This window comes from Vibrio rarus (assembly GCF_024347075.1).
In the GTDB taxonomy this organism is placed as follows: domain Bacteria; phylum Pseudomonadota; class Gammaproteobacteria; order Enterobacterales; family Vibrionaceae; genus Vibrio; species Vibrio rarus.
The window spans coordinates 505,060-518,833 of record NZ_AP024900.1 but is presented as its reverse complement, the minus strand read 5'-3'; the positions used below and the strand labels follow the sequence as shown (position 1 = coordinate 518,833).

General features: G+C 43.3%; 13 protein-coding genes. 4 read left to right on the top strand and 9 right to left on the bottom strand.

Annotated features, from left to right (window positions below; all coding sequences use genetic code 11):
* Window positions 1–7: 7 nt before the first annotated feature.
* Together OCU56_RS02450 and OCU56_RS02445 are read right to left on the bottom strand one after the other, a co-directional pair.
* Window positions 8–325 carry a DUF6482 family protein gene (locus OCU56_RS02450; RefSeq protein WP_261873993.1) on the bottom strand — a complete coding sequence of 106 codons (318 nt, stop codon included), beginning with the start codon at window positions 323–325 and terminating at the stop codon, window positions 8–10.
* A 124-nt stretch (window positions 326–449) separates the two neighbouring features.
* The gene (locus tag OCU56_RS02445) at window positions 450–1,361 is read right to left on the bottom strand and encodes a hydrogen peroxide-inducible genes activator (RefSeq protein WP_261873992.1); all 912 of its coding nucleotides are present in this window, start codon (window positions 1,359–1,361) and stop codon (window positions 450–452) included.
* A gap of 193 nt (window positions 1,362–1,554) precedes the next feature.
* On the opposite strand from OCU56_RS02445, the gene OCU56_RS02440 reads away from it, so the two are divergent.
* Window positions 1,555–2,163, top strand: a complete 609-nt coding sequence (locus tag OCU56_RS02440) for a peroxiredoxin C (protein WP_261873991.1) — start codon at window positions 1,555–1,557, stop codon at window positions 2,161–2,163.
* A gap of 152 nt (window positions 2,164–2,315) precedes the next feature.
* Here OCU56_RS02440 and phoU read toward each other — a convergent pair whose 3' ends face one another.
* From phoU to phoB, 7 genes are all read right to left on the bottom strand, one after another.
* Window positions 2,316–3,029, bottom strand: coding sequence for a phosphate signaling complex protein PhoU (gene phoU / locus OCU56_RS02435; protein ID WP_261873990.1), 714 nt, complete (start codon window positions 3,027–3,029; stop codon window positions 2,316–2,318).
* A gap of 15 nt (window positions 3,030–3,044) precedes the next feature.
* Entirely contained in the window at window positions 3,045–3,863 is an 819-nt protein-coding gene (gene pstB / locus OCU56_RS02430; RefSeq protein WP_261873989.1) for a phosphate ABC transporter ATP-binding protein PstB, read from the bottom strand.
* On the bottom strand, window positions 3,853–5,487 hold the full coding sequence (gene pstA, locus OCU56_RS02425) for a phosphate ABC transporter permease PstA (protein WP_261874757.1): 1,635 nt from the start codon (window positions 5,485–5,487) through the stop codon (window positions 3,853–3,855). Before pstA ends, pstB begins: the two co-directional genes overlap by 11 nt.
* Before the next feature lie 62 nt (window positions 5,488–5,549).
* Window positions 5,550–7,742 carry an ABC transporter permease subunit gene (locus OCU56_RS02420; protein ID WP_261873988.1) on the bottom strand — a complete coding sequence of 731 codons (2,193 nt, stop codon included), beginning with the start codon at window positions 7,740–7,742 and terminating at the stop codon, window positions 5,550–5,552.
* A gap of 144 nt (window positions 7,743–7,886) precedes the next feature.
* Entirely contained in the window at window positions 7,887–8,825 is a 939-nt protein-coding gene (locus OCU56_RS02415; RefSeq protein ID WP_390904858.1) for a PstS family phosphate ABC transporter substrate-binding protein, read from the bottom strand.
* Between the two features lie 11 nt (window positions 8,826–8,836).
* On the bottom strand, window positions 8,837–10,150 hold the full coding sequence (gene phoR, locus OCU56_RS02410) for a phosphate regulon sensor histidine kinase PhoR (RefSeq protein ID WP_261873987.1): 1,314 nt from the start codon (window positions 10,148–10,150) through the stop codon (window positions 8,837–8,839).
* 36 nt (window positions 10,151–10,186) lie between these two features.
* Window positions 10,187–10,876: a phosphate regulon transcriptional regulator PhoB gene (gene phoB / locus OCU56_RS02405; protein WP_261873986.1), complete on the bottom strand. Its 690-nt coding sequence runs from the start codon at window positions 10,874–10,876 to the stop codon at window positions 10,187–10,189.
* A 181-nt stretch (window positions 10,877–11,057) separates the two neighbouring features.
* Between phoB and rdgC the strand changes: the two genes are divergently transcribed.
* The 3 genes from rdgC (at window position 11,058) to OCU56_RS02390 (ending at window position 13,723) form a co-directional block, all read left to right on the top strand.
* On the top strand, window positions 11,058–11,966 hold the full coding sequence (rdgC, locus tag OCU56_RS02400) for a recombination-associated protein RdgC (RefSeq protein ID WP_261873985.1): 909 nt from the start codon (window positions 11,058–11,060) through the stop codon (window positions 11,964–11,966).
* A gap of 140 nt (window positions 11,967–12,106) precedes the next feature.
* Window positions 12,107–13,465, top strand: a complete 1,359-nt coding sequence (trhP, locus tag OCU56_RS02395) for a prephenate-dependent tRNA uridine(34) hydroxylase TrhP (RefSeq protein WP_261873984.1) — start codon at window positions 12,107–12,109, stop codon at window positions 13,463–13,465.
* Between the two features lie 3 nt (window positions 13,466–13,468).
* Window positions 13,469–13,723 (top strand): YfhL family 4Fe-4S dicluster ferredoxin, encoded by a 255-nt coding sequence (locus tag OCU56_RS02390; protein WP_261873983.1) that lies wholly within the window; start codon window positions 13,469–13,471, stop codon window positions 13,721–13,723.
* Window positions 13,724–13,774 lie beyond the last annotated feature (51 nt).

Sequence of the window (13,774 nt, the reverse complement as noted above, 5' to 3'; positions counted from 1 at the left end):
CAACTATTTAGAGCGAGTCATTTTTTAGTGACAGTTCAATATCACAATAACTACGCTCAACAGATGATCCAAACTCATCATAGGCATTATGTAAACGTAAATAGGCACGGTCTAAACCCAGTTTGATCAACTCATCTCGAATGACGTCTAATGAAGAAAAAGAGATAGGCTTCCCATCTTCTCGTATCGGCTCTAATTTGTGCTTAAACTCAACGGCAAGTTGATAAGTAGAAAGATCCGAGCAGCCGATAACAAACACTTTAGGCACTGCCAAGTGTCGCTCAATATCAGCATGAATCCATTGATCGAACTGACGCTTTTGCATGGTACACCCCCTACCCTTTTATTTAGTAAAGACTACCCGCTATAAGGGAGCAAATAATTAGCCGATATTTCTATCAGCCTATTGGTGTCCCCCACCGTTGGATCTTTCAATTTGCCGTTAAAAATTACTTTTCTAATAATGTTTCTATGACATCGGCAAGCTGCATAAAAGTGTCTGTGCGTGTACTGCTCGGTCTCCATACCAAGCCAATATTGCGGTACGCTTGGCGTCCGGGTGGGTCAATCACTTTTAAGGCTTGGTTAGCTAATAATCCATGATCTATGGCCATTTGCGGAATAAATGTGGTCCCTAATCCGTTAGCTACCATCTGCACTAAAGTATGCAAACTGGTTGCGGTAAAAGGGTTAATCTTACTTTTCTCCGTCAAATTACAGGCAGAAACCGCATGTTCAGTTAAACAGTGCTCTTTCTCCAGTAAAAATACCGACTCATCCGGTAAATCAGAATAATGCAAAGGGGTTCGCACACTCTGTGCTTGAGACTCACTGATCACCATTCGAAATTGGTCTCTTCCGACAATTTTGCTCGCAAAGTTGCCAATGTCCATCGGCAAGGCTAACACTAAGACATCCAACTGCCCATTTTGCAACGCGGTCAATAAATTAGCCGTGGTATCTTCTCTTAGCAGTAACGTCAGTTCAGGAAAATTGTTGTTCACCTCATGCACTAAACTGCTCAATAAAAAAGGGGCTATTGTGGGGATTGCCCCTAGCCTAAGTTGCCCCTGCATTGCACTGCCACAAGCTAATTGCCCCAACTCCATAATATCTTGGCTTTTGGTCAGTAACTCTCGTCCCTGCTTAACTACCATTTCACCAATATGGGTGAACACTAACGTACTTCGCTTATCTTTCTTTTCGTATAGAGAGCAGCCAAACTGCTCTTCTAAATTTTGAATGCCCTTACTTAGGGTGGACTGACTCACAAAGCACTGTTGTGCAGCCTCACCAAAATGGCGTGTTTCATGAAGAGTTATCAGGTAATGAAGCTGTTTGAGACTGGGCCACTTGTTCATAAAAGTTCAATGTTTACCGTATATTATCTGTCAATATGTGCGTTGCTTAACAATTTTTAAACATCGCTTTTTTCGATTAAGTTAATCTATTTATTTCGCTTTTTTCAATGGTACATTGTGTATTATAGTTTGTCCCGTAGAAACATGAACTCAGCCTAAAAGATAGGCATCATTACATATTTAGGAGCTCAAAATGGTATTAGTAGGCCGCCAAGCACCAGACTTCACAGCAGCAGCTGTTCTAGGCAATGGTGAAATCGTTGAAAACTTTAACTTTTCAGAATTCACTAAAGGTAAAAAAGCGGTAGTTTTCTTCTACCCACTAGACTTCACTTTCGTTTGCCCATCTGAGTTGATCGCGTTCGACAACCGTTTCCAAGACTTCCAAGACAAGGGTGTTGAAGTTATCGGTGTTTCTATCGATTCTCAATTCTCACATAACGCATGGCGTAACACTGCTATCGACGACGGTGGCATTGGTCAAGTTAAGTACCCACTAGTTGCTGATATTAAACACGAAATCTGTAAAGCATACGATGTTGAGCATCCAGAAGCAGGTGTTGCTTTCCGTGGTTCTTTCCTAATCGACGAAGACGGCCTAGTCCGTCACCAAGTCGTTAACGATCTTCCTCTAGGTCGTAACATCGACGAAATGCTACGTATGGTTGATGCCTTGAACTTCCACCAGAAAAACGGTGAAGTATGTCCAGCACAATGGGAAGAAGGCAAAGCAGGTATGGACGCATCTCCAACAGGTGTTGCAGCATTCCTATCTGAGCACGCTGAAGACCTAAGCAAATAATTAACGCTTACTGTCTAATTTAAAAAAGAGGCCAATACAATGTATTGGCCTCTTTTTATTTTGTTGTTTAAGAAGTTAAGTTTCCTATCATCACCCCAATCACACTAAGTAAGTGATCAGAAATAGCGTAGGAAAAATGCTCGAATGATCAGTTAATGACTACGATCGGTATTACCTTTGTATTTATACATCTCTTCATCCTGTGAGTGTCTGACATCCTTACCTTTTACGCAGTAAATAATATACTCACAAATATTTTGGCATCTGTCCCCGACTCGCTCGATGGCTCGCGCCGACCACATCACCTGTAATATGGCTGGGATCAATGCAGGCTCATCCATCATATATTGAGTCAATTGACGAATGATATTCTGATACGCCTCATCCACTTGATCGTCCATCTCATAAATATGAGCGGCGGCATCAATATCTAAGCGAGCAAAAGCATCAAGCACTTGATGAAGCATATTGATCGCTAAACGACAAAGGGGCTCAAGAGAGTTTTGGTATCTAGGATCGGCGCTTCTATTATCTAGTGAGGTGCGTGCAAGTCGCGAAGCAACATCGCCAATGCTTTCTAGCGCTGAAATCGTTTTAATGATCGACATAACCAATCTTAGATCGCCCGCTGTTGGTTGACGTCTCGCTATTATCCTAGTGCATGCATCATCAATAACCACTTCCATGGCATTCACATTATGATCTTCAGCCATCACTTTTTTCGCCAACTCATAATCTTGATTCACCAAGGCGCGTAACGCGTACGCCAGTTGCTGTTCCACCAGCCCCCCCATGGTTAAAACATGGCTACGAATGGCCTCAAGTTCAACATTGTATTGCCCTGATATATGACGACCTGTTTGCATCTAAGTTACTGTTCCTTATCCAATTCGACCGGTAATGTAGTCTTCGGTTTTTTTCTCTTTTGGTGAGGTAAATACGCTATCTGTATCCGCATACTCAACAATTCGTCCCATGTGTACGAAGGCGGTATAGTCGCTCACCCTCGCGGCCTGTTGCATGTTATGGGTCACGATTACCACGGTATATTTCTTTTTCAGATCATTAATCAACTCTTCAATGGTTAAGGTTGAGATAGGATCTAAAGACGAAGTGGGTTCATCCAATAGTAATACTTCTGGCTCAATGGCGATGGCTCGCGCAATAACTAACCGCTGCTGCTGACCGGCAGCCAAGCTCACCGCACTTTCATGCAACCGGTTCTTAACTTCTGTCCATAAGCCAGCACCACGCAGGGCGTGCTCACAGCAATCATCCAGCACTCGGCTATTTCTAATGCCTTGCAAACGCAGTCCAAACACGACATTTTCATAAATGGTTTTAGGGAAAGGATTGGGCCGCTGAAACACCATACCTACGGTTCGCCTTAGTGCTGACACATCCACATCATCACTATTAATATCCGTACCTAATAAGCGAATAGCCCCCTCAACTTTACAGCCCTCTATCAAGTCGTTCATTCGGTTAATAGAACGCATGATCGTAGACTTACCACAACCTGACGGACCAATAAAGGCGGTGACTTTTCCTTTGGGTATCCGCATAGAAATATTATGCAGGACCTGCTTCTGACCATAATAGAGATTTAAATTTTCTATTTCTATCGCAGTTTTATCCTTTGGCAAATTAGCCACATCAAAAGGTCGTAACACATTGATGGTTGCGGGACTAGAATACATGTTCGTCAAATCCTAAGTTTTTATAACTGTTACGCAAAGAATTACGTATGCGTATCGCAATTAAATTTAAACCAATAATTACAGTCACTAACAACATAGAGGTCGCATAAACCAAAGATTTAGCCCCCTCTAAATTGGTTGTTTGAAAGCCTGCATCATAAATATGAAAACCTAAATGCATGAACTTTCTCTCTAAATGTATATAGGGAAACTGACCATCAATGGGCAAGCTCGGTGCTAGTTTCACTACCCCAACAAGCATCAGCGGTGCCACTTCACCCGCCGCTCTCGCCACCGCTAAGATCAATGCGGTCAATACCGCTGGTAAAGCCATAGGCAAGACGACTCTAAAAATGGTCTCTGATTTGGTGGCACCCAGCGCAAAAGCGCCGTCGCGAACCGATTTGGGTATACGCGATAATCCATCTTCAATCGTCACAACAACAACCGGTAGCGTTAGCATGGCTAAGGTTAAAGATGCCCACAATAAGCCAGGAGTACCAAAGGTCGGGGCGGGTAGATTATCGGCATAAAAGAGGTCATCAATACTTCCCCCTAAAGTGTAAACAAAGAATCCTAAGCCAAACACACCATAGACTATGGAGGGGACACCCGCTAAGTTTTGAACCGTAATGCGAATCAAACGAGTAAGCCAATTATTATGTGCGTACTCATGGAGATACAGCCCCGCTAATACCCCTAGAGGCATAACCGCAACAGACATTAGTAGCACTAACAATATGGTGCCAAAAATCGCCGGAAATACGCCCCCTTCAGAGTTAGACTCTCTTGGTTCATCAATCAGAAACATAGCCCCTTGTTTAACCCAATGACCTAGCTTGTCAAACAGTGTCATTTGGTTTGGGTACCATGCATCTAAAATGGTAGAAAAGCTGATTCTATGAAGGTCATTATTCATATCCTTCACCACCAGCATACGTTGCTCTACTTGTTCACGTATCTGTTCAATTTGTTGTTCTGCTGCGTCTCGCTGGTTATTTAACGTATTGGTTTTAGCCACCAGTCTGTCGATACGTTCAATGTCTGCTGAACCATCTTTTTGCAGACGCTGCAATATCTGTTTATTTTTTAGTAACGCTTCTGCGGCAGGTTCAACCTGCTGCTCTATAATATGCTCGATTTTATTACGTGCAATACGAGTGCTCGCTAGGAGTGTTTTGATCTGTTGTGGTGATTGAATCTGCTGTGTTTTTTCACCCTTTTCTTCAACGGCCACCACTTGGCCAAAAAACTGACCGCCTCGAGTTCTGTCCATCACCACAATATCTGGGTTCAATACAGGCTGAGACCAAGCATAAGAAAACTCAGAAACAAACGCACCTCCATAGAGATCTCGATTGGCTACCTTAATCATCAACCTTTCAATCGTTGGCAATGACTGCTCCGCTAACTCTGTACGTAATTGTTTCGGTACCTGTTGCCGTTGTGCTGCAGAGATTTGAGACCAAGGCACCTGCTCTCTTTGATACACTTGACCAATTAGGGATTGTCCTGCGGAGTTTTGCCACTGATAAACATTATGAGGCCAAAAATGGCTCATCCCTTTCCAGCCAATAAAAAGGAGTACAGCAAGCATAGATAGAATACTGATGGTGACCGCCATTGAGGTCAGCCATATCCAAGGTTTTCCCGATTTAAACCAATTAATCACTCAGTACACCCTGCCTATAGAGATCGGTATTTATCGCGAAGACGCTGACGTACACTCTCGCCAACACTATTCACGATAAAGGTAAACAAAAACAAAATCAGTGCAGAAAGAAACAATAAACGATAATGAGAACTGCCTACCTTAGATTCCGGCAACTCAGTGGCAATTGTCGCCGTCAACGAACGTAACCCTTCAAAAACATTCCAGTCTGTTATCGGAGTATTGCCCGTGACAGTCAGCACTATCATAGTCTCTCCCATAGCTCGCCCTAGCCCTAACATAATTGCCGATATAATTCCGGGACTGGCGGTTAATAGCACAACCCGCGTTAAGGTTTGCCACTCTGTCGCCCCTAAAGCTAATGCCCCATTAGATAGGTGCTTAGGCACAGAGAAAATGGCATCTTCTGCAATGGTAAAAATAGTAGGGATCACCGCAAACCCCATGGCTATACCAACGATCAAAGTATTGCGTTGCTGATAATCCCAGCCATTCTTGGCCAAGAAATAAAGTAAGCCATCATCAAAGAAAAACTTTTCAATGTAAGGAGAAACCTGAAATAGAATCCACCAAATCAATACAATTGCAGGTAACAAGGTTACCAAATGCAATCCTTTAGGTACTTGTGTTTTAACCCGCACAGGCAGTACCGCCCAGATGCCACCACAAGCTAATGCTGTTAAAGGGATAACCACAATGCTAAGCATGAAAGCCAGCAGGTTTTTCTCCATAATGGGAGCCAACCAAGTGGCGGCTAAAAAACCGATAACTAGAGTCGGCAAGGCTTCCATTAACTCTATGGCTGGCTTTATGGTATTTCGCATTCTCGTCGACATGAAGTTAGCCGTATACACCGCACCTAACACCGCAATAGGTACCGAAAACAACATAGCGTAGAACGCGGCTTTTAAAGTGCCAAAGACTAGAGGAACCAGACTAAACTTAGGCTCAACTTCTTCAGCAGATGCTGATGTTTGCCAAACATAATCTGGCTCAGAGTACCCTTCGTATTGCACTTTCTGCGTCAGTTCTTTTAACGATATTTCAGGGTGAGGAGCATTAATAGCAAATTTAACCAGTTTGTCTTGGTAGACGCTCACAAGGTAGCGATCATTGGCCGATAACGTACTAAGTAAAGGAATGGGATGCGGGTCTATACTCAACACTGGCTTAGTACGAGTGGCATAGAATAACTTAAACGAACCATCGCCCCCCATAGCCCAAAAACCTTTATTCGTATGCTCAGGTAAAATATCTAGTACCTTTGAACCTATTGGGTATGTACGCTCTGAACGTAAGCGTTTTTCATTGTGAAAGGCCAAAAACCAAAATTCAACCTCATGGCTAGGGCTAGAGACTATCGCTCCCTTATCTCCATTGATAAACGCAAACTCTCGCTGAAAGTCATTAGGCACCGTTTCAATGTGTCGGTAGGCCAAGGAAAAGGCATCATTGGTAGTGTGACGAGAGAATAGCCAATTCTGCTTGCCATCTAACACCACTACATGCAATCCATTATTGGTGATAAATATCCCCGATAAATTATCGAAACGATGGGGTAATCGAGTAATGTTAGTGACCGCCTTTGCCGATTCACTCTGCACATAATCCAGTATTTCTACTGCATGACGGTTTGCTCTAGCAATAACGGCTCCCTCTGATAACAAGGTAAAGCCTAAATACTTAGCCTCAAAATTTGGCGTTATAAAGCGTAAGTTCGATAATGATTTGTCCACTACCAACTTAGGCTCTGTGTGTTTACCACTGTGTGGTTGAGAGGTTTTAAATTCTGGTAGCACCACATCTAAGCCGCCTTTGTTATCCAACATCGCTACCCAAGGTTTACGACTATTCATCGCAATGGCAGCGGGGTTTTCTTGGATTACGGTTTTTTGTAGCAGTTTGACCTGACCGGCTATAGAGAAATAGAGCACTTCCCCACTACGGTTAATCGCAATGGCGTTATCAGCCGAATTATCAATGTGAAAATGCTGCAATGTTCGACCATCAACCGGAAGTTGATAATCAGACTGCTGGTAGCTTGAAGGGCTAAATACAGGGAGCGCTTCTGTAATAAAGTAAATAAGAATGCCAAACAAGCCGACTAACATACCTAAACCGCTCGCACGTATTAATCCGGCGATGAGTTTATCTTTGACCAAGCGAGACTTATTGGTCTCTTTTAACAATGATGGAGCCTTATTCATTTAATTTTAGCTTCTTCTGAACTCGCGCATGTAATCTCGACATTTGACATCCTAACTAATAGCACCAATGTGCCGGTCATTTAAATCATTCCATTCCCTGACCCCATGTGCCGAGATTCATCCACTCATTTTATTGCGTATTTCTTATAGTTTTAGATCAACCTTCGCTAACTCTCTTTCTGCAAACAGACTAGAAATAGAGATATACCCTTCTCGATGAACGGCTTGCTGTCCATTTTTTGAATAGATAAAACGAATGAATTCACTTTGAGTACGTGGCAATGGTTTATTCGGTTGTTTATTCACATACAGGTATAGTTTGCGGCTAAGTGGGTACTTACCACTAATAATATTGTCTGGGGTCGGCAATGTATAATTATCGCCATATTCTGCAATAGGCAATAAACGCGTTCCCACCACTTTTGATGCGACTCCAGAGTAACCAATAGATGACACGGATGATGCTACCCCTTGTATCACCGATGTGCCACCAAGAAGTTCATTAACGGAGCGATCAAAATCCCCACCACACAATACTTTACTTTTAAACACACCGTGCGTACCGGACACAGGGTTACGCCCAAATTTCTGTATTTTGAGTTTGCCCCATGGCTGGTGAACGCCTAAATCGCTCCAAGTCTTAATCGGGCGCTCTGTACCGCAAAAATACGTAGCTGAAAAAATGGCATCCAACTCAATAAAATTGAGTCCTTTTATGGGATTATCTTGATGAACAAACACCCCTAAGGCATCCAAAGCTACCACTAGCTCTGTTGGTGCATAGCCATACTCATGCTCAAAGGCGGCAATTTCACTGGGCTGCATTTTTCGGCTCATAGGACCAAACTGCGCGGTGCCTTGAGTTAATGCAGGAACGGCCGTTGAACTTCCAGATGCCTGTACTTGAACATTGACACTGGGATATAAAGCAGAAAACTCTTCAGCCCATGTTGTGACAATACCCGCTAATGAGTCAGAACCTACTGATGACAAATTGCCAGAGATGCCAGGGCTGGTTTTGTAGTCTGACAATGGCGCTGACACACTATAAAACGACGCTATAAGCAGTGATAACGCTAAAATATACCCTTTTATCACGACTCTACAACTTCCCGAGCGATCAAACGTTTTGGCAACACAAACGAGAACTGACTCCCTTTGCCCACCTCACTATGGATGACTAACTGAGAGTCGTGATGGCTAAGAGTATGCTTAACTATCGCCAGCCCCAAACCGCTGCCTCCAGTTTCTCTTGAGCGATCTTTATCGACACGATAAAAACGTTCAGTCAATCGGTGTAAATGCTGAGGCTCGATCCCATCCCCCGTATCGGCAACTTGCAGTAACGCTCCTTGAGCTGTTTCGCGCCAGGTCACATGAATATTTGAACCCGCAGGTGTGTATTTCACTGCATTATAAACAAGGTTAGAGATGGCACTGCGTAGTTGATCGTCATCGCCCAGCACTTTCAGAGATGTATCAATATCAAACTGTAACTTGTGTTCGTTATTACCACTTAACGCCTGCGCTTCTTTTTCTAAAACCGTCAGCATACGAGGCACATCAACCAAATCCTCCCCCCCTCCCATAGGAGCGGCTTCAATCTTAGATAAGGTGAGCAGTTGATTGACTAAGCTATTCATTCTATTTAATTGCTCAGTCATGACGCCATGAGCTTTCGGCCACATTGGACCGATCAACATATCAGGGTCCGCTGTCATCTCTAAGTAACCTTGCAACACCGTCATTGGCGTGCGCAATTCATGGGAGACATTAGCAAAGAAATTACGGCGCATTCCTTCCAGTGTTTTTAACTGCGAAACATCACGTACTACCATCAAGTGCTCACCATCGGTATATGGCACAATACGTAATTCGAGAATTCGCTCAACATTTAATGGCGAGCGGATCTCCAAAGGCTCAGAAAAGTCATTTTTATTGAGATACTTAATAAAGTCGGGAGTACGCAGCAGATTCGTTATCGGTAGCTCGGTATCTTCAGGCCAGCGGAAACCCAGCAATTGTTGCGCTAAGCGGTTACACCAAACAATATTCCCTTCATCACGAAAGACAACCACGGCATCCGGCAACGACTCTGCCCCATTTCTAAAGCGACGAATCAGGCCCGTTAGCTCTTTTCTTTTGCGGCGTTGACGCTGCTGTAAACGATACATGCCATTAAAAAGAGGCTCCCAGTTACCTGAGCTTGAAGGCGGAGAAAGGCGTTTATCGTTCCATAACCATTGTGAAAATCGAATTTGGTTGTGCAAATGCCAGCCTAATTGCAATGCTGTTGCAATTAACAGCATCCACGGCATGAAACCTACAAACCATCCGAGTAAAACCCAAGGGGTGTAAAAAAAAGCCAGCTCCAAAGCCAGCTTCCTCCATGTCAGTTTTTCTACCATCTAAAAATCTACTCCAGAGTCCAACCCGTTACTAGGTTAGGCTTTAGTCGAGAAACGGTAACCTGCACCACGTACAGTTTGAACCAATTTATGATGCTCAGAGGCCTCTAGTGCTTTGCGTAAACGACGAATATGCACATCTACTGTTCTGTCTTCCACGTACACATTGGTGCCCCAAACATGATTTAATAATTGCTCGCGGCTATACACACGCTCTTGGTGAGTCATGAAAAAGTGCAGCATTTTAAACTCTGTTGGCCCCATATCAAGGGGCTGTTCATGCGCGGTTACACGATGAGAAACTGGGTCTAACTTGAGCCCTTTTACATCAATGGCATCTTCAGTTGAAGTCGGCGATGCACGGCGAATAACCGCTTTAAGGCGAGCGACGAGTTCCTTTGGTGAAAAGGGTTTAGTGATGTAGTCATCAGCGCCCACTTCAAGCCCTTTCACTTTATCTTCCTCTTCTCCACGCGCAGTTAACATTACCACTGGAATGCTACGTGTCATTTCATCACGTTTTAAATGCTTGATGAAATTGATGCCTGTGCCACCAGGTAGCATCCAATCTAAAAGAATAAGATCTGGGAAGGGTTCTTTTAGCATACTGATCGCCGTGTCGTAATCTTCTGCTTCTGTTGTCTCGTAGCCCTTTTGCTCTAAAACAAAACAAAGCATTTCACGAATTGGCGCTTCATCCTCTACCACTAGGATTCTTCTAGACATCTTTCTAACAACCTCTGTAATTTGTTCACTGCGCACATTATCCCGATAAATTATGACACTTTTGTGTCCGTTGAAAACAAAAGATCATAATAAATTCATGCTTTAACATGAATTTTGTATTAGGCACTGGGACAAACCTTCCTTATTATAAACTTTTCCCATAGCAAAACAGAGACACGACATGTGGTTTAAAAATTGCCTCGTCTACCGCTTCAACCGTGAAGTAGAGATTCAAATCGAAACACTTGAAGAACAACTCAAAGAATTTCAATTCAAACCTTGTGGCAGTCAAGACAAGCAAAAATTTGGCTGGTCATATGCGATGCCAGGTCAAGATCAACTATTAAGTCATGTAGCACAAAACCGTATTCTGCTATGTGCAAAAAAAGAAGAGAAGTTACTCCCTGCCTCTGTCATTAATGATGCGGTATCCAATAAAGTGGATCTGCTTGAAGCACAAGAAAATCGCCGTTTAAAGAAAACAGAACGCGATACCATCAAAGATGAAGTGCTTATCGACTTATTGCCAAGAGCCTTTACGCGTAGCCAACTGACCTATTTGCTTGTATCCATTGAAGATGGCGTGATTGTTGTCGATGCATCTAGCGCTAAAAAAGCGGAAGACGCATTAGCGTTATTGCGCAAAACGATTGGCAGTTTGCCTGTGGTCCCAGCCCTACCAGAAAAACCGGTTGAGACGACACTAACAGAGTGGGTTAAAGGAGATAGCCAACCTAGCGGATTCGAAATCTTAGCGGAAGCTGAATTAAAATCTGCGTTAGAGGATGGTGGTATCATTCGCTGTAAGCAACAGGACTTACAAAGTGAAGAGATCCTTAACCACATTGAGGCCAATAAGTTTGTGACTAAACTGGCGCTTAATTGGCAAGATCGCGTTGAATTCGTCCTTGCTGACGACGCAAGTTTAAAACGGATTAAATTTGGTGAAGAAGTGAAAGATCAAAACGAAGACATCCCTCGTGAAGATAAAGCAGCACGTTTTGATGCCGATTTTTCTCTTATGAGCAGCGAATTACTGGCCTTAATTGGCAATTTACATACCGAATTAGGCGGTTTAGAGAAAAATTAACCTCAATAAGTCACTACAATGTGTGACATGTATACTTTTTAGTGGCGATTTTTGCGACGATCCCGTAAAATTCGCCCTCCTTATATCTCGCTACAAGGTGGCGAGATACTGACTTGAAATCAGATATAGAGTATACAGCTATGTTCACACCAGAATTACTTTCTCCTGCCGGTAGCCTAAAAAACATGCGTTATGCGTTTGCATACGGTGCCGATGCCGTTTATGCGGGCCAACCTCGATACAGTCTTCGTGTTCGTAATAATGAATTCAACCACGAAAACCTGCAAATTGGCATCAACGAAGCGCATGCACAAGGTAAGAAGCTGTATGTGGTTTGCAACATCCAACCACACAACTCTAAATTAAAAACCTTTATTCGCGATCTTAAGCCTGTGGTAGAAATGGGTCCAGACGCACTGATTATGTCTGATCCAGGTCTTATCATGATGGTTCGTGAAGCCTTTCCTGACGTAACCATCCATCTTTCAGTACAAGCCAATGCGGTTAACTGGGCTACGGTTAAGTTCTGGTCTACCCAAGGTGTAGAGCGCGTGATTCTTTCCCGTGAGCTTTCCCTTGAAGAAATTGAAGAAATTCGCCAGCACTGCCCTGATACCGAGTTAGAAATTTTTGTTCACGGTGCCTTGTGCATGGCTTACTCAGGCCGTTGTTTGTTATCTGGCTACATTAATAAGCGTGATCCAAACCAAGGGACTTGTACTAATGCCTGCCGCTGGGAATATAAAGCTGAAAAAGCGACAGAAGATGATGCTGGACAGATAGTTGAAATCCAAGAAGCAGAAGCCCGCCCAGACAATACTCTTGGCTTAGGCAAACCCACCGACGAAGTGGTATTACTTTCAGAGTCTCATCGCCCAGAAGAAAAAATGGCAGCCTTTGAAGATGAGCATGGTACTTACATCATGAACTCAAAAGATTTGCGTGCGGTACAACACGTAGAGCGTTTGACTCAAATGGGCATCCACTCGTTAAAAATAGAAGGACGTACTAAGTCTTTCTATTATTGCGCCCGTACCGCTCAGGTATACAGAAAAGCCATTGACGATGCCGTAGCCGGTAAACCTTTTGACGAAAACCTACTCGGTACTCTAGAGAGCCTTGCTCACCGTGGTTATACAGAAGGCTTCCTGCGTCGTCATACTCACGATAGCTACCAAAACTACGACTATGGTTACTCAGTGTCTGACTCTCAACAATTTGTGGGTGAGTTCACAGGCAAACGTCGTGGTGAGCTTGTTGAAGTTGAAGTGAAAAACAAATTCATGGTGGGCGATAGCTTAGAGTTAATGACTCCACAAGGTAACGTAGTATTCAACCTTGAAGTGATGGAGAATCGTAAGTCAGAAAGCATCGATGATGCAAAAGGCAACGGTCACTTTGTATTTATTCCTGTACCAGAAGATATGGATCTCGAGTTTGGTTTGCTCATGCGTAACCTAAGCTCAGGTCAAGATACTCGAAACCCATCAGGTAAATAATCGATGGCTCTACTGATCCAAAAATCATGTATTAACTGCGATATGTGCGAACCAGAGTGTCCTAATAATGCAATTAGCATGGGCGATTCAATCTATGAAATAGATCCAAACCTATGCACTGAATGTAAAGGACACTATGACAAGCCAACATGTCAATCAGTTTGCCCTATAACAAAATGCATCATCACTGATCCGCAGCACATTGAAAGTGAAGACGAACTGCTCGAGAAATTTGTCATCATTCAAGGTATTGCTTAGACCTAATCGTTGACCTACTTTAAATCCGATATTCAGTCATGATTATCGGAT